Source organism: Blautia fusiformis (assembly GCF_020686995.1).
GTDB lineage: Bacteria > Bacillota > Clostridia > Lachnospirales > Lachnospiraceae > Blautia_A > Blautia_A fusiformis.
Genome location: NZ_JAJEPT010000001.1, coordinates 23,238 through 49,168, shown reverse-complemented (window position 1 = coordinate 49,168; position 25,931 = coordinate 23,238). Strand labels below are relative to the sequence as shown.

Below are 25,931 nucleotides of genomic sequence, written 5' to 3'. Positions count from 1 at the left end.
TATATATAGTAATTTTCTTCTCAGAATAAACAATATATAGTGCTTTTATATTGACACATACTACATATAGTGTTACACTTACTATGTAATTATTATTTGTGTCATCCGGAAAGGATATACGCACGCAGTTTAGGTTTGTAAAAGTGTCAGAAGTATACCACGCTACCAGCAGGGACTTCTGGCTTTTTTATTTTGCAGGAAACTGCACGCATTAGAGAATGAACATCCGTGTCATTCTCTTTTTTTATGCCTGAACGCAAAGAAAGGAGGAAGAAAAACCGGAACAAATAAGAATTACAACTATACCATAGAAAAGGAGACAAGAATAAAATGAACCACTCTAATGAATTATCAAACGTGGAAAAAATCAAACAACTGGTGGACCATCTGAATTTACAGCGTAACGCTTATTATAATGAGAACAGTCCGAATATCAGTGATGCGGAATATGACCGAATCTTCGATGAATTAGTGGAATTAGAAAAGCAGACAGGCTTTGTCTTATCCAATTCACCGACACAAACCGTAGGCTATACTCCCATCAGTGAACTTCCCAAAGTAAAGCATCCGGTCCCTTTGCTCTCTTTAGATAAGACAAAGCAGGTACAGGACTTGATAAGTTTTGCCGGTAAGCAGCCAGTTCTGTTTATGCTGAAGTTGGACGGATTAACGACTAAATTAGTCTACGAAAATGGAACACTTGTAGAGGCTTCCACGCGTGGCGACGGAGAAATTGGGGAACTTATCACCCATAACATCCCTGCATACGTTGATGTCCCTCTCTCAATTCCATATAAAGGCCGGCTGGTGATTGTTGGAGAATCCTTCATCCCAACCCATGACTTTGAGCGTTTAAAAGAAACCCTCCGAGATGGAAAAGGAGAACCTTACAAAAATGGGCGAAATCTGGCTTCTGGCTCTGTGCGAAGTCTTGATCCGGCAAATTGTGCAGGACGCTGTCTGCACTTTATGCCTTTTAATGTTCTGGAAGGTCTGGACTCTCCATTTCTCTTTCCAGACAGCAGAGCTATGAAAATTTCCAGCCTGTTTGACTATGGTTTTCAGCCTTGTCCTTATATTGCTGCAAACCATCCCTTAACCTCGGAACTTGTAAATCAGTATATTGAAAGGCTGACTGATCTGGCAGGCAAAAAACATCTGCCTATTGACGGAATTGTAATGATTTTCGACAGTCTGGACTATTCCAAAAACTGCGGGCGTACCGGACATCATTATAAAGATGGACTGGCTTTTAAGTTTGAAGACGAAACTTACGAAACCACTCTTCGCAATATAGAATGGACACCCACCCGTTTCGGAGAAATTGCACCTGTGGGAGTTTTTGACCCTGTGGAAATTGACGGATGCTCTGTTTCCAGAGCAACCCTTCACAATCTGACCTTTATCAAAGAATTAGAATTGGTGCCAGGTTGTAGAATTTCTGTATCAAAACGTAATATGATCATTCCTCATATTGAAGAAAATCTGGAACGTGGTCATTACGTAGATGCAGTTCCTCCTGTATGTCCATGCTGTGGTTCTCAGACTCGTATCTATCAAAGAAAAGGAAATGATGGGCGTCTCATTGAAACGGTGCATTGTGACAATCCCAACTGTGATAGCCAGATCCGAAAACGCTTTACACATTTCGTTGGAAAAAAAGCAATGAACATCGAGGGACTCTCCGAAACTACCTTGGAAAAATTCCTGACTTTGGGTTATCTCCAGACATTTCCGGATATTTACCATCTAAATGAACATCAGGAAGAAATCTTACAGTTGGAAGGTTTCGGTAAAAAATCCTTTGAAAGATTATGGAATTCCATTACTTCCAGCCGGAATACTACCTTTGTCCGGTTCCTGGTTTCCATGGATATTCCTATGGTCGGAAGGACCAAAAGCAGGATTTTGGATACAGTATTCCACGGCAGTCTACAGGAATTTTTTGATGCTGCCTCTGATGACTATGATTTCACCCAGTTAGATGACTTTGGTGATACTCTGAATCAGAATATCCATGACTGGTTTTCTGATGAAAACAATTTAATTCTCTGGCACGAACTCCAAAAAGAACTTATATTTGAAGAAAGAAAGGAAATGAATACTATGATGAAAGAAAATGTATTTACAGGATGTACTATCGTTGCAACAGGAAAACTTGCTCATTTTACAAGAGATGAAATCAACTCGAAGATTTTAGAGCTTGGAGCAAAAGCCGGCAGTTCTGTCACAAAAAAGACAGATTATCTAATTTGTGGGGAAAAAGCCGGCAGTAAATTAGCAAAAGCCCAGTCTCTCGGCATTAAGATTTTATCTGAAGATGAGTTTCTTGAAATGATTGCGTAAGGAGAAATCTATGAGTATCATTACATCCGTTTTTCATATCTATGGATTTCTTATTACAGAAGAGGCTGCTAATCTTATCCTTCGATATACAGAGGAAGTTTTTCCTGATTTATACAAAGAGTTCTCTGATCCAGAATCACTCTTAGCCTTTCAGGAATATCTTTGTGAGAAACTTGATGGCTGTCGTTATGGCACTGCTGAGTCTATGACGGTATGGAGGATCAAAGATCAGGAAGAACTGGACTTAAATCCAGGAGAAGAATTTTATATCATTGAACTTAAAAATTCTTCCCACTTATTTTCACAGGCGTATTCTTCTTATACGGAAGTTATCCAAGAAATTCAAGAAACGTTTGGTGAATTACTTCCTCCCGATTTTCCATTAGATGATTTTCTTGTGGAAATCATGGGCGAAGTTTGGGGATAGTGAAATGGGGTGACGCCCCATTTCAAACATCTTTTGCAACTTTACATTTATAGTTATTTTACCGTTGGAAAGCACCTTCTTTTTTGATATAATGAAAGCAAATGGAGGGATAACGTATATGAGTATTCAATCAGATATAGAGATGCTATCAATTGAAGCACTGGAATATTATGCTAAAAAGCACCAAATATCAGAAGACGATGCCTTTAATATTTTCTACAAACATCAAGTATTTGAAAAAATACTGGTACAACACGAAACGTTGCACCAATTAGATATTCATGATACTTTTCAATACGTAGAAGATATTATAGAAGAAGATACGCCCACGCTTGTTCTTTTCCATGGCTCCAATATTGCATTTGATAAAATCGATTTGAACAAATCACATAACCGTCGTGATTTTGGTCGTGGATTTTATTGCACAGTTCTCGAACAGCAGGCAAATGAATGGGCGAACCGCCTGTACTTGCGTACTCATACTGGCGGCAAATATGTGTATCGGTATATCTTCCAGCAATCCGAGGAACTAAAAATCAAACATTTTGCCACCTTGGACAAGGAATGGTTGGAGTTTGTCAAACTCAACCGTACTGTCGGCGATATCCAGCATCACTATGATGTTGTAATTGGGCCTGTTGCGGATGATAATACCATGGAAACTGTACAACTTTATTTGTCCGGTATCTTGAGCGTGGATGAAGCGGTTACAAGGCTTCGGTATAATAAGGTTAATAATCAGGTTTCCTTTCACACCCCACTTGCTCTTGAACATCTGGTATTGGAATCTCGAAAGGATGTGTAAAACATGGAAGGTAAATATTTTTTTAACGGAAAAGATATTTCAATGAATCTGTATATTCAGATCCGGGATGTTATCGATATTATTATGGAAAAGAGTAATCTTTCCTTTCCGGATGCCATGGGCAAATTTTATCATTCAAAAACTTACAAGGCCCTACAAAATACAGAAAATACTCTTTGGGCGGAATCTGCCGGCTATATTGCAGACCGCTATTACGAAGAACAAGAAGAAGCACAAATAAACAAATAACAAACAAAAAAATATGTTTAAGAAGGAACTGCTTACCATAAGCGGTTCCTTTTTTGTATAAGAAAGAAGGGATTACATGTATATTAATACCTATTCGAATCATTACCAGCAAACAATTGACCACTTTCATGGAGCATACGCTTTTCTTAGTAACTTCTATCCTTCCCGGATATATTACCGGGGCTACTGGTATGCAAATAATGAGGCTGCTTTCCAGGCACAAAAGACCATTTCCCCTAAAGAACAGCTTCAATTTACCAAATTAAGGAATCCAAAAGATGCAAAAAAACTGGGAAGAGAAGTGCAGCTCCGTTCAGACTGGGAAAGTGTAAAGCTTATGTACATGTATGAAATTTGTATGTGCAAATTCATGCAGAATCCTACCCTATGTAAAGCATTACTTGCTACTGGGAATTGTCACCTTGTTGAAGGAAACAACTGGGGAGATTACTTTTGGGGTTCTGTAAATGGTCATGGCGAAAATCATCTGGGCAAAATTCTTATGGATATACGTGCAAAGCTTCAATTTGAATGTTAAAACATAATTTATCCAATTTTGCACTGTATGAACTGCAAATATTTTGCTATAATGAAAGATAGATTTTAAAGAAAGGATTTGTGCTTATGTATCTGAAGCGTTTTGTCTATGACCGTCTTCTGGATTGGAAAAATGAAGGAGGTCATAGTACCCTGGAAGTCGGTGGAGCCCGTCAGGTTGGAAAAACCTACCTGATACAGAAATTCGCTGACGAAAACTACAAACACAAAATTTATATTAACCTGTTTGAATTAAGCGGCAAACAGTTTATGGAATGTTATAAACAGGCAACCGACTGGACACCTGGAACAAAACGGCGGGAGCATCCTCTCCACGATGCCTTCCAGTTATATGAACCGGACTTTATTGATTCTGAAGATACCGTCATCATTATTGACGAAATCCAGGAGTCTTCCGAAATTTATAACCGTATCCGGGAGTTTACACGTCACTTTAAAGCCCATTTCATCATCACAGGAAGCTACCTTGGACGGATTTATGATCCAGAATTCCGTTATTCCAGCGGCGATGTCACCAAACTCACCATCTATACGCTTTCTTTTGAGGAGTTTTTGATGGCCTATGATCAGAATCTGTATGGCGATTACAAAAAAATATCTCTTGTTTCCTCTGAAGCAGAAGTCTATAATCGCTTAAAGGAAACCTATGAGCTGTACTGCCAGATTGGTGGCTATCCCAAAGTGGTCGAAAACTATCTGGAAAACCGGAACATCGTAAAAGCTCAAGGCGAACTCGTAAAAATCATTGATACCTTTACCAATGAATCCATTCGCTATTTTACGGATATTTTGTATACCAAAGTGTTTACCCATATTTTCTTTTCCATCTGCCGTATTTTAAATCGTGAAAAGAAAGGATTTTCAGAAGACAGCATCAGTGAAGAATTGCAAAAACTGGTAACCAAAGACTACTCCAGCAATATTTCAAAGGCTACCTGCAACCGTGCCATTAGCTGGCTGTACTTTTCTGGAATCATTGGATTCTGTGCAAAAATAACAGAAATGGACATTCTGGATTTTAAGTCTGCAAGCCGCTGCTACTTCATGGATATGGGGCTGGCAAATTATTATCTGACACGTACCGGTACCGATTCCCGTGTACTTGCAGGCACATTAAATGAAAATTATGTCTATATCAACCTGAAGAAACGCCAGGATTTTCCACCGGAAATTTCCTTTGAAACCCCAGCTTTTGCTACTTACCGAGGCGGAGAAATTGATTTTTTGGCACAAAGCCTATCTTCTTCCACCCGATATTTAATAGAAGTAAAAGCCGGAAAAGGGACTGCTTCCACTGCCCAGAAAGCTCTGGCTCAGGGAAAAGCAGATAAGCTTCTTTATTTAAAAGGGGCAACCAAAGGAGGAATAGACGGAAAAACAGAAACACTGCCTATTTATTTATTGGAACAATACAAGTTTAATTAAATTTATGTTTACGAAGAGACTACTTGCGAGTGGTCTCTTTTTATTTAGAAGGATCACGAAAAACACAGCACTGAATTAGTGAAAATTTATGAATTTATGAGAATTGGCATAGATGTGATGTTACGGAAAAGGGGTATGGATTTATTCTATTCCCTCTTTTGTCAATGCCAATTCCCATCAAGAAAGGAAGAATTACATGAACAATACAACAACTGAATTACAATGGGGAGATGTCATCTTCAAACCTGGACAACGTGTGCGGACAACCGATGCCAGCGATTATGCAGGATTGGATGGTGTTATTTTGGAAATTCATACCGGCGAAGATAAAGAAACCGACAATCTGACTCCTGATATTCACTGTTGCTTTGATTTTCCTGAGTCTGAAGCAGACATTCGGAAACTAGAGGAACGCTTTTCTTCTCTTTACAATATGCCAAAAAAACTGGATGATCTTGCTTTGGATGAAGTGATTATGTCCCCGGATGAACTGATTTCTATTCCAGAAGAACCCTCTCGTCTTCTTCATTATATTGGTACAGACGAATGGGCTCGCCCGGTATACCAGGATCAATATGGGAAGTTGTGGAAAGATGTAGAACTTGGTGACTTTGAAATTCCTCATCTGCACTCTGCAGTCGGAAATGAATTTGATGGAGAACCGGATATGCCTATCCGGAAACCATTTAGAATTTTAACAGATAAACCGAAAAATCCTTATGAATTTCAGTACATGATGCTTAGTCGTTTACAAAGCGACTGTGAGTATTACTTGAATTACGGAAACCGTTGTACTGGACATCTGTACTATCACAATGAAAGCAAACAAATTGCCGCCATGAAAAAACTCTGGAATGAATTTCCGGATGATGGGAAACCAGAATGGTTGACATGGAAACAAATCCTAGAATACGAAAAAGCAATGTGTTCAGACACAAAATAATAGAACCGCCATAAAAATATTTTTTTTAAGGAGAATGATTATGAATTCAATAAAAGAACTAAAAGAACAATTAGGATATGAAGAAATCGGTCTCGATGATACATTTACATTTCACTGTACCCAATGCGGAAAGTGCTGCATTCACCGGGAGGATATTCTCTTATCCCCGAAAGATCTGTTTAACATAGCAAAAAAATTTCAAATTACACCAGCGGAAGCCTTGGAACAATATTGTGAAACTTATATTGGATGTAACTCCCGTTTCCCGATAGTCCGCCTGAGACCACAAGGAAGTGTCAAACGCTGCCCTTTATTAAAGGATCAGAAATGTTTGGTTCATGATGTAAAACCGACTGTCTGTGCCATGTTTCCGATTGGTCGGTATCTTACCCTTTCTGCGGATGATAGTTTTCCGAAAAATCCAGAAGAACTGTCTGTTGGATATATCTTTAATAATCCTGAGTGCGGAGACGGAATCGAAACACATACCGTCCGGGAATGGTTTCGTAGTTTTAACATTCCACTAAAAGATGACTATTTCTTTACATGGACAAGAACACAGGCAACACTCTGCAAACATCTACAATTTCTGGAAGAACACATATCAGAAAAGACCATGATTTCAATATGGAATGCTACTTTGATAACTCTGTATCTGAACTATGATATTACAGAAGATTTTCAAACGCAATTTCAGCAAAATTCAGATGCAATCCTATCCTTAATTGAAACACTAGGAACTGTTGACATTCCTAAGAAATCATAAACAACTATAAATACTTTGAGCCGACCAGTTTTGGACGGCTCTTTTTCATATCACTTTACATTCTGGCAGCTCTTTTGTTTCCTGTTCTTATCACACGCAATCCATTCATCCAAAGTAAGCGGCTGATAATTTGAATACATACAAAAACAGTTAATCATATTACATGGAATATGCTGTGTTTCCCCCTGTGTATTCAGAAATGTTGTTTCAGATGTGATTCCTTGAAATCTTTCCAGCAATCTCTGATCCTGCGTATCGTGTACATGTCCATACAACATATAGGTTTTTGGGTTTCCTTCTGCATTCAATTTATACTGTCCGTTATAACACATAATAGGATAATGACAAAGTATCACTTTTCTCTTATTATCGCTAAGTTCCTCATACATTTTAATCCACTCAAAGCGTGAACTGTCGAAGTTTGGATCCTTGACATAGTGGTCATGGTTTCCCTGTATCAGATATAGACGTCCGTTCAATTTCTGAAGCAACTGGTTTGTTTCTTCAGATTTCCCCCATGATAAATCCCCTAAGATAACAACTTCATCCCTATTACGCACTTTACTATTCCACTGTTTCAGCATATAATCATTCATTGCATTTACATTTGCAAATCCACGTTTATCCATTTTTGTATTCAAATTTTCATGAAAGAAATGTAAATCTGCAATATAATATCTCATTTTATATCATTCCCTCAATCTTGTTTAAATTATCAATATTTACAACTGCCCAGAACACTCTTTTTAAATCTTTCCCTTTCAAAGTTGATGCCGGGATTACCGAATCTTTACCAAATTCCTGAATAAACTGATTTCTGAGTTTACGAATTTTTTGTCCTTTTTCTGGTCCCGATAAATGCTCCATACCTAATTTTTTTTCAATCTCTAATGCCTGTTTTACCTTATCCCAACCCATGCCTGAAATCATCAGTTCATACATCAAGCGAACCAGGGATGCTCCGCAGGCAACCGTTTTGGGATCATACTGCACTTTCCTGTTTAAATATAACGAATGAAAATCATTAATAAACTTTTTCAATTCTGCATCTTCACCGCTATCGGCTTGTTGATAACGCAAAAGCTGTTTCTCAACATCTTTTACGATATATTTAGGTTCATAATCTCTTCCCTCCAGCGTGCTCCCCAGTGTAATCTTCCTTGTATTCCATTCTTGTTCTGCCCGTTTTAAATACTTTTCTTTCACAACAGAGCATTGCATCTCGGATATACAGTTTCTGGACAACATCATAATATCATAGAACTGCTTCACCTGTTCATCCAGCCTTTCATTTTGTACGCCAATCGTATTACAACCTAATGTGGTGAGCTTATCCGCAAATAAATAATTCAATGGAAGGATCTGATAGTTCCATGAACTGTTTACCGCAAATATGTTTTCTCCCGTTCTTCTTTCATATTCCCATTTTTCTGGCTGGAGAATAAATTCTATTTTTAATTCCTGATAGGGAATACTCTCTCTCCATATTACGTTCTGCATTGGATAGTACAGAAGGAACTTTCGTGTAATATGTATGTAATGGAAGATTTGTTTTCGGATTCTTAGGGCTATGTTTATGAAAGTAAAACAATTCGTCTTCTGTCCCCAAATATTCTTCGATTTTCCTCAATGTTTTCTTTATTTCCTCTTCTGTTCCAAAAAATAACATATCAATGTCTACACTTGTTCTTTGAGCATCCCTTGGCAGATAAAACTGCGTGGCTGCACCACCTTTCAATATTATTTTATCTCCTAGTATTTTCTGAATATGCAAGAATAATTCAAGATCCCATAAAAACAGTTCCATTCTCGCCATATTTTTAAACCCAAATTCTTCCATTCTCTTCTGAAAGGTTTCTCTCTGAAATGCTTCCTCTTTATGAAATAACTTTTTGTAATCCAAATTTTATTCTTCCCTTCTAAGTATTTTTCCAAACTCTATTGCCGAATCTGTAATAAACCGATTTTCAACGATAAAGCGAATATCATATTGTATATTCCTTCTTGATGCTACTGTTATCAGCTTCTTTTTATCTATATTTCCCAATCTGCTGAGATTCTGATAAATTCTTACCAATTCTTGCAATGATAGTGGATATCCGTTTCTCGTTATTGCAAAATAAAGATCTGCAAAAGCCTTCTCTATACTTGCCAGACCTTCACTACTGTACTGAAAATCCTCCGTTGTGTATAAAATCACCTGCATATTATGGCTACCTGAAAACATAGCATCTTCATACATTTTTTTCGTGTATTGTGGTTCTATCACCTCAAATCCTTCTGCTAATAAATTGTTATATATTTCCTCTTTTGCTGCTTTTTCAATAAATGCAATGACAGGATATTGTTCTGGTATGTGTAACATATATTTTGCCAAAATATCCAAACCGGATATATAATAATAAAATCCCAGCTCATCCATGTAATTTTTCAATTTTTGGGCTGTTTCACATAAAATAATTCCCTGTCTGCCTTTCAAATCATTGAAGGAAAATACACCGTTTCGCACTCTCTTAATGTAACCCGCCTCTACTAATTTAGAAAGATTCCAATATAAAGTAGACTTTTTTAACTCCGGGAAAAGGGGAATTACTTCATCTGTATAAAAGGTAGTTTGATTCCCAAGATTTTGTTTGATTATCTCGTATTTTTTTTCTAATGCTGTTTTGCTATTCATACTACACCTACTTTCTTTTCGTAGTATATCACATAGCACCTATAAAAACAATAAAATAAACGCAAAGTTTATATTTGCGTTTATTTTATTGTTTTTATTTATAATTCAATCTATTTGCAAATATATTTGTAATTTCAATAAAAAATACGCAAATACTATATTTGCGTATTTTTATTGAAACTCACTAGAACTGCAACAGCAGCTCATATAGCATCCTATAACGTTTTCCAATCCAGCCTATTCTTTATAATGGAATGATCCTTGGAACTTGTACTCCTGCTGTAATTCCCATTTCTATCTTTCTCCTATAATCCCGAAAACTATGGATACGAAACCCAGGCATTCCCCAAGCACAAGAAATTTTGCGAACATAGTACTCGTTTGATTTTGTGAATATTTTCCCTTGCTTCCTGTGCAATAACTTCATAATCCGTAACGACTGAGTTGAAATCTTAGGAAACGTTCCATTAACTTTTTTATACAAATCTCCTCTTTTGGTTTCTTCCAAAATAATAGTTTTTCCATGCATACAGGACCATTCTATACATGGAATATCTGCACTTCTTATCCCTGTTTCCATTGCAATTCTCAAAAATAAGGAAGTTTCAAAATCCTTTTTATATAGGAATTGATCTGCTATCATCTTGTAATGATCAACAAAATAAATTTCTCCTATCTTTCTTTGTAGTTCTGCCAAAGATATGCTATTCAGCCATTCCAGTTTTCCTCTGTATTTTTCAACAAATATCATCCCCTGCTCAGCTTCAAAAGATTGCCTCAAATCACGGATAGCCTCTGACCAACATTTTCTTTGTCCAGGTAACAATAAACATACCATTTTCTGTAAAAATTTTTCTTCACTATCCGGATTCCACTGTATTAAACGCTTTAGTTCTTCATAGGCTTGATTTACTTTATATTCCATTGTACTATTTCTCATCTTCAGATTCTCCTTCGTATGGCTCTAAAATCTTTGAAGCCCTCTCCACAAACATCCTGTCTGCCCCTGAAATCTCATATTCTTTCCAAAGTGTCTTATGTATCTGTTCCTCTGTTAAATCTCTACACTTTTCCTGCAGCATACGGACAAATGGATATATCATAGTCGCATGAATATTTTTCCCGGATCGTACCATATCTCCTTCCATTTGATATGCTTCCTGTAAGCATTCCAGTATAATGCGAACATCCGTAACACTTTCTCTCATTGTGCTTCCCCTCATCAGGCTTATCCTCCTATTTACATACGTACTCTCAATCCATCTAATCTCGACACGTTCAGTCCAACCAGATACCAGTCATCTCCCATTTCAATTCGGACCGGAACCCAAACATTTTTCACCTTTACATCAAAACATTCCCCGCAATGTAGTCCTCCATAAAAAGATTCCAAATCAAAACGTATATCATACCTCCCTGTTTCAGTATCATAAAACAATGTACCTTCTCTGTGTTCACTCATAATATCTGCCTCCTTAAATTTTTCTTTTACTTAGTAATTACCTCATCTCTATACAGATTGAAGAAATTCCGGAAAAATTTCATAAAAGTTTTTCCGATACCGATAATAGGTAGAAGAAGTTAACCCCAACTCCCGCTGCAGTTGTGTCGGTGTTACCTTCTTTTGTACCACCCTCATAAATTCCTGGTTAAACTTTTCCTGTTCTATAGCCCGTGGTCTTCCTACTTCATCCCATTCACCCCGAAGCCTTTTTGCCTCCATACCTTCCTTTTGTCGCTTCTCCTTTTTCTCCATCTCTGCCTGTGCCATGGATGCATAGAGTTCAATCATCATATTATTGATTGTTTCTATCATCATCTTTGCCAGATTATTTTCCATCTGAGACAGGTCAAACAACGTGGTAGGAAGTTCCAATACCATTACCCGAACCCCTTTTTCTTCTAAAAAACGTAGCTGCTTTAAAATCTCCTGCTTGTTCCTGCCAAGTCTGTCCAGCTCTGTAATAATCAGGGTATCCCCTACCCGTAAAACATCTTCCACAAGAACGGTATAACGTGGTCTGTCAAAATTTTTACCGGTTATCTTATCTGTAAAAATACTTTCCAGTTTAATTTTCTGATTTTCACAGAACCTCTTTATTTCTATAATACCTCGGTCCAAGTGTTGTTCCTTAGTACTGATTCTGTGATACCCATAATATGCCATACGTATCCCCCTTTATACATTCCCAAAAAGTCTTAAAATATTTTGGCATATCTCAAAACTTTCTTATATACTTTTTGGAAATAAAAAAATAGCCTATTACATCTCCCATCAAAAAGCATACTTTTTGGGAGGTGACTTTCACTACTTCTGTACGCAAGATGGCATAAAAAAGCAACAAAAAAAGACAGAGGTTTTTAAAAATTTCCTCTGTCTTCAGATCAACTATTCTGGAAAGATGTCCATCTTTTTTCCTTCAAACTTATATCCTACACCTCTCACTGTTTTAATATAGCGGCACTGCTTTAGCTCCGGTTCAATTTTCTTTCTCATACTGGATACCAGACAGTACACAATATTATCAATGCTTTCCGGCAATTCCTCGTTATAAAGAATCTCAAAAATTTTTTCTTTGGTAAATATCACACCTGGTCTCCCTGACAAAAGCATAAACAATTCATACTCTGCTTTCGTTAAGACGATCTCCGTCTGTCCTCTATAAATCTTATGATAATCCGGATAAATCCTAAAATCGGAATTTTCTTCATCCTCTCCCCGGATGTTTTTTATATTTTCCACTACATATTCTTTGTATCCCAATACAGTTGAAATAGTTACTTTCCCCAAGCTACACTTCCCTTCTGTTTTCTCTTATTTAGAAATCTCATCACACAGATTCCTTTTAAAAATGATTCTCTATTCTCCATTCATCGATAAGCTGGACAACCTGCGTTAAATTGGTATACCAGATATAATGTCCTCCATTTACAATATATAACTGGTGATTACCAGATTCTAAATCCAATTGATTTCTATGAGCAGTCTCCCATGCCGGAACATTTTGTACATTCTCTGAAGAAATCATGGTTAATACAGGAAGTGCCGATGGGAATTTTTTATTCTTTATAGAGAGTAATGATTGATCCATCCCGTTCACTTCATTTCTAATCGTATCGTTGCTGCTTAAAGAATATGCCTGAATGTATTCCTCCCTATCACTCTCCGTATAAGTGTACCCGGAAACCTGTGGTAATGCTGCCCCATATTTATCTGGATCTGTTTTCAGTGCCATCTGGAATTCTTCCAAAGAAGAAAAAGAATTCTTGATTTTCTGAAATTCATCAATTCCCTGCAGCATATATTTCTTTTCCATTTCCATAGCCTCTGCCAGTTCTTCATCATATACCGTATTATCAACAGCAATGAAACCTTTTACTTTTTCGGGATAATTCTGTACAAAGTTGAGTCCATATACTCCAGAAATCGAATGTACCAGCAATACACACTGCTTAATTCCCATGGTGTCCAGTGCAGCATTCAATTCACTATTGATATTATCTACAGTTCGATCCGTTGCTGCAACATCACTAAGCCCATATCCAAACGGCTCTACAATCACTATGTTAAAACTCTCATCTAAAGATTGTGCCAGAGGTTTGAAGTAGATATGCGGTGATGGAACTCCCAGAGCCGGCATCATCACCAATGTGGTTTTTCCTTCATCTGCAAATGTTTCTCCACTTGCATCCAATTTTCCATACAAAGCAAGATGCATATTATTCCCTTTCACCGTGATATATTTACTCGCATATCCAACTTGTGTTGCTCCCATAGCATATACCATATTAGAATTCCCTACCAAAAATGCAAACAGCATCGCAACCGTCACAATTCTTGAGATTTGCTTTTTGTATCTTCTCATACGCTCCCTCCTAAGTAAATTATTTCAAATATTTTTTCAGTTCTTCTACCTTGTCTAATCTTTCCCATGGAAGGTTGAGATCATTTCTTCCAAAATGTCCATAGGCTGCCGTCTGTTTATAGATTGGACGGCGGAGATTCAACGTCTGAATGATTCCTGCTGGTCGCAGATCAAATTCTTTTCTTATCATATCTACCAGACTCTCATCTGAAATTTTCCCGGTTCCAAAGGTGTCTACCATAATAGAGGTCGGATGAGCCACCCCAATTGCGTAAGACAACTGAATTTCACATTTTTTTGCTAGACCTGCAGCCACAATATTCTTCGCAACATAACGAGCAGCATAAGATGCAGAACGATCTACTTTCGTACAGTCTTTTCCAGAAAAAGCTCCGCCGCCATGCCGTGCCATACCACCATAGGTATCTACAATAATCTTGCGTCCTGTTACACCACTATCTCCGTGAGGACCACCGATGACAAAACGCCCTGTTGGATTGATGAAAAATTTTGTATTCTCATCTACCAGTTCTGTTGGAATAATCGGTTCCAATACATATTTTTTTATATCTTCGTGGATCTGCTCCTGTGTCACATCTGGATCATGCTGTGTTGACAGAACCACTGCATCCAACCGGTGCGGAATACCTGCTTCGTCATATTCTACAGTAACCTGACTCTTACCGTCCGGTCTTAAATAATTCAACAAACCATCTTTACGGACCTGCGTAAGCTGCCGAGTCAATTTGTGTGCCAGTGAAATTGGATATGGCATAAATTCATTCGTTTCGTCACATGCGTAACCAAACATCATACCCTGATCCCCAGCACCAATTGCATCAAGCTCTTCTTCTGACATTTTGTGTTCTTTTGCTTCCAATGCCTTATTCACACCCAAAGCAATATCTGCTGACTGCTCATCAATTGCCGTTAAGACGGCACAGGTATGTGCATCAAATCCATAATCTCCGTTGTCATAACCAATTTCTTTAATCGTTTCTCTTATCACCTGCTGCATATCTATATACGCATTGGTCGTGATTTCTCCTATCACTAATACCATACCCGTTGTAATTGCAGTCTCACAGGCCACTCTGCTCATCGGATCCTTCTCCATAAGAGCATCCAATATGGCGTCTGATATGGCATCACAAATTTTGTCCGGATGCCCTTCTGTTACTGATTCTGAGGTAAATATTCTTTTTTCCATAGTAAATTCTCCTTTGTATCAATATTTCATATTTGTCAATAACATAAAATATCTTTACTATTATTACTATATTTTTTGTCTACATTGTACTTTTTTCTGTCCGGTTGGTTTTATCTTTAAACCAAATAACTTTTCTATTCTTCTACGAAATAACATATCCGTCTGATTAATTCTGGAATATTAACAGGACTGGTTATATAGTCGCTTACACCCTCATGGCGATATTGATATTCTAAAGATAAATCTTTATTATCAGTGAATATAAAAAACGGCAACTCTCTGAATATTGGCTCCTTCGTGTTTTGATATATTCCAGCAAGCTTTTTCATAGAATGAAAAAAATCCATAGCAATTCCATCTTGTAAAAACAAATCACACAGAATCAATTCAATATCTTGACATTCTAATAGTTTATTCTCTGCTTCCCATATAGTTTCTACCATAATCATATATATCCCCTTTTTAAGAAGCTCTGTTTGTATAATAGACGTGATTTCCGAATTCTTTTTTACAAGAAGTATCTTATGAAAAGTAGCTCCCTCTCCATTGGATTCTTTATAAGCATATTCCAATAATGTTTCCTTCACTAAATCGAATTGTAATTTATTCATGCATATCTTAGCTCCCTTTTCCAATGCTTCTTTCTCATAATATTTTTTGTCATAGCATGTAAAGAAAAGGAATGGAATTTTGTATGTTTTCTCCCGCAAGTATTCTAGCAGCTCCATTCCACTCCCATCTGACAATTTCAAATCCGAGCCTATAATGAGTATTTGTTCCTTTTCTATAAGCTCTTTTCCTTGTGATACTGTAAATGCAACTAATACATGATATCCTTTTCGCTGTAGAAAGTTTTTTATATGCCAAATGTAATTACTATCGTCCTCTATTAACAATATCTTTTTCATTTCTTATCTCCATTAAAAAATAATAGCAATGAGAAGTTACCTCTATTTTATTTGTATCTAAGGCACCATACCAATTTCATCATAAACCACTTTAAGCAAGTCTGGTATATCTATTGTATATTTTGATTTTTTCTTTGCCTATTTTAATCTTATATATTTTTAGCATACATCATTCTCCCCATAAAAAAAGCAGTGTCGTCCACTGCCTTTTCTCCATCACTTAATCTGTTATTTCCACAAATGAGTATCTTTCCTCTTTCTTTTGCACAATTGCAGAACCCGTTTGTTCTTGTATCGTTTTTAACAATTCTTCTACATATATTTGAGCTTCATGCACTTCAATATTCATGGCGTATGCAATTTCTCTAATTGAAAAACTCAACTCTGAATCGCTCATCAACAGTTGTAAAATCTCCCATTGCATATCAGTAATTACAATTTCTGTACCATTATAAATCATCCTTTTCTTGTCAAATTCAATATCCCATTTTCCGAAATGAATTCTTTCTTCTTCTAATATATTTTGCATATCTAATCGCATAACTACAAAAGATACTTCCGGCCAACATTTCTTTAATAATTCCTCTGCTTTTTTTCTTTCCTCACAATTCTTAAAGTATAATAATTCTCCCATCCTCTATCTCCTCATATCATTTATCATTATACTTTAAGTTTACATCCGAATTATTGCAGAAATCTTATTAAATTATTCCTTTAGCCTTTTTTCTACGATACTATCTTCATTGTATTTGTGTAACTGACCGCCCAATAAACGCTTTCCTATAATAATCCAAGTATCTCTATTGTACTGATCCATATCCCTATACAATTCCATAATTTCTCTTTTATTATCCTGCTCTCTCTGCTGTTCCTCTTCATCTTTCCTCAATATATAATCAACAGGGACCTTAAAGAATTTGGATAATGCAAGCAACATATCACCAGAAATATTCTCGTCTACCTTTTCATACTTACTAATTGTCTGCTGACTGACTCCTATTTCTTCCCCTAATCTCGTCTGAGTCAGGCCTAATTTTTTTCTTAATTCAGATATTCGATTCACAAGCGTACACCTCCCGATACACTCATTTTACACTTAAATACGCCTGTATTTTACTTCGTTTAAGAGTATTACTACTATGTATCATAGTATATCGTAGTATTACTATCATCATTTCCACACATCTATACCGAAAAAAAGTCAATCTATACAAACAATATTACAATTTCTTTTCTTTTAAATATACTAGTGCTTATAGGGGAGGAGAAATGCTTATGAAAAAACTATTATTGATTAGCAACCCGTCCGTCTTGGGGAAAAATCTGGAGAATATCTTAAAGCAAAATTATCATACCGATTTTATTTCCACCGTACCAAAACAAATCGGCAGCATACCATTTAACTCTTATAATGCTTTGCTCTTGGATTTCACACTGTTACATGAATATAGTCTTATCATATGTAAGACTGCAAAAAAGCACTTCCCAAATATTATTGTTCTGTTTTTATGCGCTACCAATATTCCAGAACAAATTATTTTGGATTTCTATGAAGCAGGTGCCGATGACCATTTATATTCGACCCTCTCATCACCAGCACTTTTACAGAAAAAATTGGATATCTTATTTAGTAACCATCATCCAACCACAAAGTATGAAGACAGCCACATAACTTTAAATTTTGACTCCTTGACCGCAGTGATTGAAGGTACTGCTACTTCTTTTACTCCATTGGAATTTAAGCTACTCAAACTGCTTTCTTTAAATCCAAACACCGTTTTAACCAGACAACATCTTTTATATTCTCTATGGGATCGAAATGGGAATTATGTAGAAGAAACTTCTCTCAATAGTATGATCTGCCGCATACGGCAAAGAATTGATACCGAAAATCATCATTATATTAAGACAATATATGGAATTGGATATATGTGGAGTACCTATTAAAGGAGCAACGTAATCTATTACGAATAACGTTGCTCCTTTCTTATCTTATGATCTAGTAATCACAGGTAATGAAACAATTACCCATAAGGCAATCTGCTATACACTTATATCTTGTTTCTCCACAGGCTGGAGTGTATATATTGACTTCTTCTTCCTGTAATTCAACATTCTCTAATTTTACATCGTTCATAAAAATCCTCCTTGTTTCATTCCGTACTTTTAATTATGCACATATCTAAAACGTAGCTGACAATATTGGCATTTAGTTAATGTACAATCGTCTATATAGAATTTCTCCTACTCAATATTACTCCATAGGGGTTATAAGAGCACTTCCACCAATACAATCTGTTACACACGCTTTTCTTGTTGTGCCACAATCGTCTGTATATACATTCACTTCTTCTATCTCTATTTCATTATTTTTTACTATTCTCTCACTTTCCATGTCTTTTTTCCTTTCTGTATAAATTTATTCAGTTATTATTAGTATTCAATATTGAGCCAAGCACCTCCGCCCAAGCAATCATTTAAACAATGAAACTGAATCTCTCCACAATCATCCGTATAAATGCTTACTTCTGCCATAAGGAGTTCTCTTGCCTCTTGTTCATCTCTTCGCTCTTTCATCCGACTTTCCTCCTTCCTATTAATATTTTTGATAACATCAGTATACTATTTTAAAATTTCATCTCCATATTTTATGTACAGATTACATTTTTTTCTTTCTATTTGGATAACTATTCCATTCTTAGTTGATCAATAATTGATTTTTTCTTCTGTTCTCTTATTTGATAAATAGATAATATAACCTGTATTAACAGAAGCACCAATACGTATATACCCATATAAAAAAACGGAAATGAATATTCTACCACTTTCCCATAACAGCTTATACTCATTTGACGACAAATTAACATTGCAATAGGAGTTCCAATTAGCAAAGTCATACAAATGCTTAAGATAGAATAGCACATACCTTCACCGATAATAACTTTATAAAGCTGCTTTTCTGTCAATCCTATAGACCGTAAAACACTATATTCACGTCTTCTAAATAATTGATTTGACAATGTTGTGTTAATCAAATTTATCACACCAAAAAGAAAAATTAGGATTGAAATTACCTGCAAAACGAAATATATTGTATTGTCTTTCTCATATCCCTTCACTCTTTCGCTAAAGCTTTCGATTGCAATATCTTCGTTTTTTGAAATCGTATTTCGAAGATTTTCATCAACACTGCTCTGTTCCTTTGGATCAATGTTTATTCCCCATGTGAAATCAAAATTTTTTATTCCAGGCAATAATTCTTTAAAAGCATCTTCCGTCATACACATCATCGCAGCATTAAATCCCCCACGCCCACTTCCTAGTGCAGATGCAAATTTAGTTGATTGGAAAATTCCTGATACTGTTACTGGGATTTTCTCTTTCCCAAAGGATATCTCAAATTGCATTCCTACCTTTACTTCTTCCCCAAAATCTTCGTAACCAGTCTTTACTAATATTTCATGGGAATTTTCAGGCATTCGCCCTGCAACTAATGAATCTTCAATTTCTTTCTTATTTTGCGTGGTAATCATATCACACATTCCTCTTCCTCCATATCCCTTATATTCGAAGGTAAAGGTTGCTGATTTTCTTAATGTTTGCATCTCATTTATGCCTGGAATACTACCAATTTCTTCTTTCAAATTATCATTAAGGGGATTCCCGGAATATAATAGTTCCGTAGGTTCTTTATCTGACTTTATATATATTTTATAATCAGCATCACCAAAATAGTGTTGTGTCATCTTTACCGGAGACTGTAAAAGTAAAGCTGAAGATACCGTTAACAGAATAATTCCTCCGAGGCTTAATGATATAACAATGCTCCATACTTTTTTGGGTTCTCTCTTAAAATTCATTATTCCCAAAGATATTGGCGTAAGCTTTCTATTTTTTTCTTGTGCTGATATTTTTATATTACTAATTGCTGTCATCCTCACAGATTCCATCGGTGAGGCCTTCATTGCTATTTTAACTGGTTTATTTATAGAGATGCTGACAATAATGCTACAGATAGCTGCGGTTATCATTGCACATACGATATAATTCCTAATATTAATCCCTTTTGCTAGTATTATCGCTGAACAAAGAACTGCTAATGTAATACCTATCAGTATTCCTCTAACACCTAAATACCTTCCTTCCTTTTTTACAATCTTTTTTATCTGCTTTTGTGTCATTCCTATCGTCCTAAGTTGTCCGTAATTTTGTATTTTATTAATTATAGAAATTTGGAAAATGCTTTTTATAACAGTATAGCTTCCTATCAAAACGAGTCCAATTAATATTCCTAAGATACCTAATTGATCTGCAGAAATCATTTGATTAACGTACCGAAAATATCGATTATTAAATGCTACAGGTAGATTATTTATTTCACCAATTTCGCTGCAATATTTCTTTATTTCTTCAGCATTTTTTTCCTTCACATGCACATAAACCATGCTGGAGTCTTCATTATAGTCTTCATAATTTTTCAGTTTTTCCCAAGATATTAAAAATGGAAATGTTTCTCCACTAGTTGCCATATCAAGAATCCCTGAAATCGTGTATTTTCCTGATAGCTGTTCCGTGTTTAATGTAATCTTATCTCCTACCTTTTTATCTTTATCATATTTATCCAACCATTTTTTACATACGACAATTTGAGCTTCTTCCTCTGGAAGTTCTCCACTAAATAAACTCATCTGGTTTCTCATCATATAGAGCATTGGCTGATCCATGTAAAAAAAAGCAGCAGTATATGTTTTATCAGACGGTATATCCCCAACAATGTAGTATTGTCCTACTCTTTCAAATCCCGTTTCTTCTCTTAGCTTTAACAGTTTTTCTTCTGAAACATTCATGTATACTGCTTCGTATGTATCCTGAATCTGTTTTTTTTGTACTTCCAGCAGTGAAGTCGCAATTAGTCCTGAAAAGCATATCAAAAATGATGCTAGAGCTATAGAAATCACTAACATAATATTTCTTCGCTTTTCAGACCGAAGATTCCTCTGTACAATATTTTTTATTGCTTTTTTATCCCCTTGTTTTCTCATCTTCACCAACTCCAATTTTCAAAAATTTTCCGTCTTCAATCCTCACTATTCGTTCTGCTAAATCTGCAATGTGCTCGTTATGAGTAATCATCACAACACTTTGCTCAAATTTTCTACTCGTGCTTTGAATCAATTCCAGTACATCCTGGCTCGTCTTGCTGTCAAGATTTCCTGTAGGTTCATCTGCAAGTATAATTGCCGGCTTCGTAATCAAGGCTCTTGCAATGGCAACACGCTGCTGTTGTCCACCAGATAACATATTCGGCATACTTTTCAGTTTCTCCTTTAAACCGAGCATATTAATAATTTCGTTCAAAAATACCTGATCAACTTCCTGCCCATCTAATTCAATTGGCAAAACTATATTCTCATAAACATTTAACATGGGGAGTAAGTTATAGTTTTGAAAAATAAAGCCTATATTCCTTCTTCGAAAGATTGTAAGCTGCTCATCATTTAAGTCTGACAATTTTTTTCCTTGGATTTTAATTTCCCCAGAGGTAGGTATATCCAATCCTCCCAACATATTCAATAAGGTAGATTTACCACTTCCGGATGTACCAACAATAGCTACAAATTCTCCCTTTTCAACACTAAAATCTACTCCATCTAATGCCTTTGTTATATTAGGCTCCTTTCCATAATATTTTTTTATATTTCTTGCTTCCAATACTTTCATAATTTATTTCTCCTTTCAATTCATTCTTTAATTCGTATCTATATATCAATGAAAGGCTACTCGATTTTATTTTCTCGAATAGCCTTCCATGTTTTTGTATGTATTACTTAGTTGTATTTAAAAACGCTCCGCCACCGATGCAATCATTTTCACATTTCTTACGAACGATATCGCAGTCTGGCAATTCATAAATATCAACTTCTTCCTTTAATAACTCTTCGTTTTCAGTTACTTCTATTCTCTTTTCTTCCATGACACTGATCCTCCTCTTTAATAATCCGGATTCAGAAAAGATCCGCCACCAAAGCAGTCATTTTTACAATGATTCTGAATTTCTCCACAGCCTGCTGCATAAACATTGATTTCTTCTTTTGATAATTCCTGAGCTTCTTTTTCTTTTAATTCGTTCATAGTCTACTGTCTCCTTTCCGAATTTACTCCGCTGCTGTAACTAAAGCTAATACCCAAAAACAATCTGTTACACAATTATACCTTGTCACACCGCAGTCATCCGTATAAACATTTACTTCCTCTTTGTTAAGTTCTGAGGATTTTCTTTCTGTATTGAATTCTTCCATAGAACTCACCTCCTTATGCCTATATTTATACGCTTTCACATACCTTTTATCTATATTTCTTGTCTAAATTGCTCTTTTTTCTTCCTAGTTGGGTTCTTCCTCCCATCTTCTCTTTACCTCCTCCATATACTCAATATAAATTTCTAAATTTTTCCTTCTATTTGCTTTAGAATCATAGTAAAACAGCACATAATTTAATACTGCTTTTAAGAAAATACACCGATAATCATAAGGTTCTTCTGATGCTAGACAATGCCCACCGCATATATAGCGATAATCACATTCTTTACATATTTCTTTATATTCAGCACAGAACAACCTCTTAATTTCATCTTTTTTCAATAAATTTTCTAATTCCTGTAAAATTTTCTGTGGCTCATCGGACAGTATATTTCCCATTCGAACCTGGTTCTGCTCCATACACTGGCACATGTAAATATCGCCTTCCGGGAAAATTGCCATAACTTTTCCATAGCCCCCACAAGAATTTCTTACCTGAACTCTTTGATAAAAAGCTCCCCCAATTTTTTTATCCTCGTATCCCTGGTTCAATATATATTTTACTATCTTCAGGTTCATATCAAGATGCTCCATATCTGTTAAAATTTCAGAGTTTTCTTTCGCCCTACCCACGGATGAAACTATATTAAAAAGAACATCTATGTCATATTTCGCAGCTATATCAATCAATCGATACAAATCCATCTCATTGGTTTTCTCATAAATGAAAGTAAGGACTACCTTTATTCCGGCTTGCTGACACATCTCTATATGCTTAATTAGCTGCTGCTCCTTTTCAGGTGTTCCGAACATGTGCATGGTACTGAAATCAATTTCATCTATATATCCTTTGAGTTGTTCTGTTAATTCCTCGGTAATCGCAAGACCATTGCTCTGTAGTGTAATTGGGCAAGTCAAACCATTTCTTAATGCTTTTGCAATTTCCACAATTTGATCTTTAATCAGTGGCTCTCCACCTGTAAGAATCATTTTATGTGGTTTATTTTTCTGAAAGAACGGAATCACCTTATTCTGTATATCCTCCAGCTTAAATTCTTTTTCTGGACGAAGCTTGTCGTTTGCACTGATCGCACAAAAATCACAATTCATATTACATTTCCTGGTTACCATCAAATATACCGTATTGATTTTCTCATGATTCTTCTCTATTTCTTTTACAAATTCAGTTTGCTGCTCCCATACAGGGAATAACTTTTCCTGAAACTCTGGTTTATCTAAATTGTCTGCAAATCTTTTACTTACCCCCAGGCAGACTTTTCCTACCGGATCAATTAAAGCCACTTTTTCTCCCTCAGTTATCTTAATAAACTCATTCATCTTACTTTCCATGACGTAAATATCTCCTTTCATATTCTTGTTTCAGCTTTTCAAGCTGTTTTTCAGTTAAGTTTGTTTGAATCAGATGGTACATCCACTTCGTCACTTCACAATTCACTTTTATAGGTTGATATACATTTTGGTGAATTTCATAATTTGCCACCTGACAGCCTCTTGTTTTACAATGTCTAATGTATTGACATTTTTTACACATTGTATCCTCTTGATCCTCTAGGTAAATAATCTCTCGAATCCTCGGAACATCCAACCCGGCTTCTACAGAACCGATTTTAAATTCTGGAAGTTCCGCACAAGTATAAATCCCACCATCCGTTGTTACATAGCAAGTTGTCAAACCTGCCTTACATGCGTAAAATGGACATGGAATCAGGAAAGATTTCAGATATTGTTCCCAAAGATTCCAAAAGATTACTTCTTGATTTTTTTGTATATGTGCTTTATATAAACCAAATACCTTCTCTATCTGTTCTCGTAATCCCTGTATCTGCTCATCACTCCAGGAGCAATAATAATCAATTCCCGACTCTAATTTTTTAATTCCTAAATCAAGCAAAAACTGGAAACTTTCTGCATAATATTGATAGTTATTACTTGTCACAACACTGGCTACCGAAATCTGATTTCCTGTTTCCTGCTCATATTTTCTCAATAACGGAAGGTTCTTCATAATTTTTTCAAAGCTTCCGGTTCCTGCATAATCTCTCCTGTTCAAATTCTGAACATACTCAGGACCATCTAAACTCACCTTCACCTCAAATGTATTTTCCACAAAAAAATCAATTACTTCATCTGTAACTAACGTTCCATTTATCGTAGTACTGAACTTGCATATTAAGTTTGTTTCCTGGCATTTTTTCTTCGCATAATCTACCACATCTTTCATCAGATTAAATGCCATAAGGGGTTCCCCTCCAATAAAGTAAACCATAAGTGTCCGATCATGCTGTTTATTTGCTTCATGCACAGCAATATCGATTGCCTTTTGAGCCGTTTCTAAACTCATGTATGTATTTTTCTTCTCGCCCAGATAGCAGTAAGTACAATTCAAATTGCACTTATTTATGATCTCTAATGACAATGTATACATTTTCCTGCCTCCTAAACTGTAAATTGGTTCAAATTTCTATTTGTTTTCTTCTGGAAATCCAATCTTTCCACCATATTAAATAAGGGATATCGCAAAATAATTTCTGTCTTCGGATTTTCCATGGCATATACCCTGATTCTCTCTTTATACTCACATATTTCCTGATAATTGTTGTGATCAATAAATAGCACCGGATACTGTTCTGCTGTTTTTATATTTCTCAATTTTTCCATTCCACTTTCAAAAGTATCACATCTCTCTGTTCTCGTTACTTCCCGTATGAAACGCTGCTCTAAAGGTTCTTCTATACGGTTCGTTAGAAAATAACACTGTTTCTGCTTCAATGTTTGATATGGATAATAGTGATTCAAAGTGTTGAGAGTAAACTGTAAAATTGCCTGTTCATGTTCATCCTCATAATTGCTTAAATACCCTGTTATTACAGCACACCCAAAGCTATTGCCCTGATAAAACTTAGGAATGCCTAAATGATAAAGAGAAAAAAATTTAGAGGAAAAAATCACATCCTTTCCTATCCCATCATATTGGAAAACCTGTAAAGGATTCTCTATGTCCAGGCATCTTATTCCCATTACAAAAGGGAAGGAAGCCGGATAGGTTGCTTCTACTTGCTGATTAGAGTATGCTGCCACAATCAAAATCCCCTTTTCTGTAGCTGCTCTACATACCTCCTCTATTTCTTTGTGATATTTGTACTCATCTCCCATACTCATATTAATTATGTCTACCTGTTCCTCTATCAGTAATTCAATACCTTCTATCATATCCAGAACCGTACTCTTTTTGTTCTTCCTCACAATGGGTACCAGAACAATTTCAGCTTCTGGGTTTTCCTTTAAAATAAAAGAACAGACATATTCCGCATGGGTAAATCCAAAGGCATCTTTACTGTATTCCTGACCTTTCCACTTGCAGTCTATTTTTACAATTTTCTTATCCTGAAAAAAAGGATTATCAAAAGATCCATTGGAATCCAACACACCTA

General features: G+C 35.9%; 34 protein-coding genes. 9 read left to right on the top strand and 25 right to left on the bottom strand.

Annotated features, from left to right (window positions below; genetic code table 11):
* Window positions 1-330 precede the first annotated feature (330 nt).
* The 8 genes from ligA (at window position 331) to LKD46_RS00265 (ending at window position 7,519) form a co-directional block, all read left to right on the top strand.
* Complete coding sequence (ligA, locus tag LKD46_RS00300; RefSeq protein ID WP_117843962.1) at window positions 331-2,346, top strand: NAD-dependent DNA ligase LigA; 2,016 nt, start codon at window positions 331-333, stop codon at window positions 2,344-2,346.
* A gap of 10 nt (window positions 2,347-2,356) precedes the next feature.
* Complete coding sequence (locus LKD46_RS00295) at window positions 2,357-2,773, top strand: hypothetical protein (protein ID WP_004223763.1); 417 nt, start codon at window positions 2,357-2,359, stop codon at window positions 2,771-2,773.
* Window positions 2,774-2,891: 118 nt separating this feature from the next.
* Complete coding sequence (locus LKD46_RS00290; RefSeq protein ID WP_015526830.1) at window positions 2,892-3,578, top strand: DUF3990 domain-containing protein; 687 nt, start codon at window positions 2,892-2,894, stop codon at window positions 3,576-3,578.
* 3 nt (window positions 3,579-3,581) lie between these two features.
* Complete coding sequence (locus LKD46_RS00285) at window positions 3,582-3,827, top strand: hypothetical protein (protein WP_004223767.1); 246 nt, start codon at window positions 3,582-3,584, stop codon at window positions 3,825-3,827.
* A gap of 76 nt (window positions 3,828-3,903) precedes the next feature.
* Window positions 3,904-4,365: a riboflavin biosynthesis intermediates N-glycosidase gene (locus LKD46_RS00280; RefSeq protein WP_004223769.1), complete on the top strand. Its 462-nt coding sequence runs from the start codon at window positions 3,904-3,906 to the stop codon at window positions 4,363-4,365.
* Window positions 4,366-4,451: 86 nt separating this feature from the next.
* Complete coding sequence (locus LKD46_RS00275) at window positions 4,452-5,810, top strand: ATP-binding protein (protein ID WP_015526829.1); 1,359 nt, start codon at window positions 4,452-4,454, stop codon at window positions 5,808-5,810.
* 196 nt (window positions 5,811-6,006) lie between these two features.
* Window positions 6,007-6,753: an LPD11 domain-containing protein gene (locus LKD46_RS00270; protein WP_015526828.1), complete on the top strand. Its 747-nt coding sequence runs from the start codon at window positions 6,007-6,009 to the stop codon at window positions 6,751-6,753.
* Window positions 6,754-6,793: 40 nt separating this feature from the next.
* Window positions 6,794-7,519 carry a YkgJ family cysteine cluster protein gene (locus LKD46_RS00265; RefSeq protein WP_015526827.1) on the top strand — a complete coding sequence of 242 codons (726 nt, stop codon included), beginning with the start codon at window positions 6,794-6,796 and terminating at the stop codon, window positions 7,517-7,519.
* Window positions 7,520-7,569: 50 nt separating this feature from the next.
* Here the strand turns inward: LKD46_RS00265 and LKD46_RS00260 are convergent, their stop codons facing one another.
* The 14 genes from LKD46_RS00260 to LKD46_RS00200 form a co-directional block, all read right to left on the bottom strand.
* Window positions 7,570-8,202, bottom strand: coding sequence for a metallophosphoesterase (locus tag LKD46_RS00260; protein WP_015526826.1), 633 nt, complete (start codon window positions 8,200-8,202; stop codon window positions 7,570-7,572).
* A 1-nt stretch (window position 8,203) separates the two neighbouring features.
* On the bottom strand, window positions 8,204-9,019 hold the full coding sequence (locus LKD46_RS00255; protein WP_255620619.1) for a nucleotidyl transferase AbiEii/AbiGii toxin family protein: 816 nt from the start codon (window positions 9,017-9,019) through the stop codon (window positions 8,204-8,206).
* Entirely contained in the window at window positions 8,934-9,422 is a 489-nt protein-coding gene (locus tag LKD46_RS16500) for a nucleotidyl transferase AbiEii/AbiGii toxin family protein (protein WP_255620618.1), read from the bottom strand. The genes LKD46_RS00255 and LKD46_RS16500 overlap by 86 nt, the downstream gene beginning before the upstream one ends.
* A 3-nt stretch (window positions 9,423-9,425) precedes the next feature.
* On the bottom strand, window positions 9,426-10,196 hold the full coding sequence (locus LKD46_RS00250) for a DUF6577 family protein (RefSeq protein WP_117457421.1): 771 nt from the start codon (window positions 10,194-10,196) through the stop codon (window positions 9,426-9,428).
* 244 nt (window positions 10,197-10,440) lie between these two features.
* Window positions 10,441-11,136: a hypothetical protein gene (locus LKD46_RS00245; RefSeq protein ID WP_015526825.1), complete on the bottom strand. Its 696-nt coding sequence runs from the start codon at window positions 11,134-11,136 to the stop codon at window positions 10,441-10,443.
* A complete protein-coding gene (locus LKD46_RS00240; RefSeq protein WP_015526824.1) occupies window positions 11,126-11,419 on the bottom strand; it encodes a hypothetical protein in 294 nt (97 codons plus the stop codon). Before LKD46_RS00240 ends, LKD46_RS00245 begins: the two co-directional genes overlap by 11 nt.
* Window positions 11,420-11,436: 17 nt before the next feature.
* Window positions 11,437-11,658: a DUF5348 domain-containing protein gene (locus tag LKD46_RS00235; protein WP_015526823.1), complete on the bottom strand. Its 222-nt coding sequence runs from the start codon at window positions 11,656-11,658 to the stop codon at window positions 11,437-11,439.
* Between the two features lie 48 nt (window positions 11,659-11,706).
* Entirely contained in the window at window positions 11,707-12,363 is a 657-nt protein-coding gene (locus LKD46_RS00230) for a recombinase family protein (RefSeq protein ID WP_005340281.1), read from the bottom strand.
* A gap of 222 nt (window positions 12,364-12,585) precedes the next feature.
* Window positions 12,586-12,987 carry a winged helix-turn-helix domain-containing protein gene (locus tag LKD46_RS00225; protein WP_025579072.1) on the bottom strand — a complete coding sequence of 134 codons (402 nt, stop codon included), beginning with the start codon at window positions 12,985-12,987 and terminating at the stop codon, window positions 12,586-12,588.
* Window positions 12,988-13,042: 55 nt separating this feature from the next.
* Window positions 13,043-14,062 carry an alpha/beta fold hydrolase gene (locus LKD46_RS00220; RefSeq protein WP_015526822.1) on the bottom strand — a complete coding sequence of 340 codons (1,020 nt, stop codon included), beginning with the start codon at window positions 14,060-14,062 and terminating at the stop codon, window positions 13,043-13,045.
* Window positions 14,063-14,081: 19 nt separating this feature from the next.
* A complete protein-coding gene (gene metK, locus LKD46_RS00215) occupies window positions 14,082-15,272 on the bottom strand; it encodes a methionine adenosyltransferase (protein ID WP_015526821.1) in 1,191 nt (396 codons plus the stop codon).
* Window positions 15,273-15,406: 134 nt separating this feature from the next.
* Complete coding sequence (locus LKD46_RS00210) at window positions 15,407-16,180, bottom strand: response regulator (RefSeq protein WP_117843961.1); 774 nt, start codon at window positions 16,178-16,180, stop codon at window positions 15,407-15,409.
* A 220-nt stretch (window positions 16,181-16,400) separates the two neighbouring features.
* A complete protein-coding gene (locus LKD46_RS00205) occupies window positions 16,401-16,814 on the bottom strand; it encodes a hypothetical protein (RefSeq protein ID WP_054337531.1) in 414 nt (137 codons plus the stop codon).
* A gap of 72 nt (window positions 16,815-16,886) precedes the next feature.
* Entirely contained in the window at window positions 16,887-17,243 is a 357-nt protein-coding gene (locus LKD46_RS00200) for a helix-turn-helix domain-containing protein (protein WP_054337530.1), read from the bottom strand.
* A gap of 212 nt (window positions 17,244-17,455) precedes the next feature.
* Here LKD46_RS00200 and LKD46_RS00195 point away from each other — a divergent pair, with 212 nt between their 5' ends.
* Window positions 17,456-18,127 (top strand): winged helix-turn-helix transcriptional regulator, encoded by a 672-nt coding sequence (locus tag LKD46_RS00195; RefSeq protein WP_054337529.1) that lies wholly within the window; start codon window positions 17,456-17,458, stop codon window positions 18,125-18,127.
* 52 nt (window positions 18,128-18,179) lie between these two features.
* On the opposite strand, the gene LKD46_RS00190 is transcribed toward LKD46_RS00195, so the two are convergent.
* The 11 genes from LKD46_RS00190 to LKD46_RS00140 all read right to left on the bottom strand — a co-directional run bounded on the left by LKD46_RS00190 (window position 18,180) and on the right by LKD46_RS00140 (window position 25,926).
* A complete protein-coding gene (locus tag LKD46_RS00190; protein WP_173684409.1) occupies window positions 18,180-18,317 on the bottom strand; it encodes a hypothetical protein in 138 nt (45 codons plus the stop codon).
* Window positions 18,318-18,434: 117 nt separating this feature from the next.
* On the bottom strand, window positions 18,435-18,575 hold the full coding sequence (locus LKD46_RS00185; RefSeq protein WP_173684408.1) for a hypothetical protein: 141 nt from the start codon (window positions 18,573-18,575) through the stop codon (window positions 18,435-18,437).
* Window positions 18,576-18,613: 38 nt separating this feature from the next.
* Window positions 18,614-18,757 carry a hypothetical protein gene (locus tag LKD46_RS00180; RefSeq protein ID WP_173684404.1) on the bottom strand — a complete coding sequence of 48 codons (144 nt, stop codon included), beginning with the start codon at window positions 18,755-18,757 and terminating at the stop codon, window positions 18,614-18,616.
* A gap of 110 nt (window positions 18,758-18,867) precedes the next feature.
* Window positions 18,868-21,222, bottom strand: coding sequence for an ABC transporter permease (locus LKD46_RS00175; protein ID WP_118045835.1), 2,355 nt, complete (start codon window positions 21,220-21,222; stop codon window positions 18,868-18,870).
* Window positions 21,203-21,901 (bottom strand): ABC transporter ATP-binding protein, encoded by a 699-nt coding sequence (locus LKD46_RS00170; protein WP_117843958.1) that lies wholly within the window; start codon window positions 21,899-21,901, stop codon window positions 21,203-21,205. Before LKD46_RS00170 ends, LKD46_RS00175 begins: the two co-directional genes overlap by 20 nt.
* Window positions 21,902-22,004: 103 nt before the next feature.
* Window positions 22,005-22,154 carry a hypothetical protein gene (locus LKD46_RS00165; protein ID WP_172538635.1) on the bottom strand — a complete coding sequence of 50 codons (150 nt, stop codon included), beginning with the start codon at window positions 22,152-22,154 and terminating at the stop codon, window positions 22,005-22,007.
* A 17-nt stretch (window positions 22,155-22,171) separates the two neighbouring features.
* Complete coding sequence (locus tag LKD46_RS00160) at window positions 22,172-22,312, bottom strand: hypothetical protein (protein ID WP_165852526.1); 141 nt, start codon at window positions 22,310-22,312, stop codon at window positions 22,172-22,174.
* A gap of 23 nt (window positions 22,313-22,335) precedes the next feature.
* The gene (locus tag LKD46_RS00155) at window positions 22,336-22,479 is read right to left on the bottom strand and encodes a hypothetical protein (protein ID WP_173684407.1); all 144 of its coding nucleotides are present in this window, start codon (window positions 22,477-22,479) and stop codon (window positions 22,336-22,338) included.
* Between the two features lie 84 nt (window positions 22,480-22,563).
* A complete protein-coding gene (locus LKD46_RS00150) occupies window positions 22,564-23,829 on the bottom strand; it encodes a radical SAM/SPASM domain-containing protein (protein ID WP_225084405.1) in 1,266 nt (421 codons plus the stop codon).
* The gene (locus tag LKD46_RS00145; RefSeq protein ID WP_117843956.1) at window positions 23,819-24,925 is read right to left on the bottom strand and encodes a radical SAM/SPASM domain-containing protein; all 1,107 of its coding nucleotides are present in this window, start codon (window positions 24,923-24,925) and stop codon (window positions 23,819-23,821) included. The genes LKD46_RS00150 and LKD46_RS00145 overlap by 11 nt, the downstream gene beginning before the upstream one ends.
* A gap of 11 nt (window positions 24,926-24,936) precedes the next feature.
* Entirely contained in the window at window positions 24,937-25,926 is a 990-nt protein-coding gene (locus LKD46_RS00140; RefSeq protein ID WP_227573727.1) for a S8 family serine peptidase, read from the bottom strand.
* Window positions 25,927-25,931 lie beyond the last annotated feature (5 nt).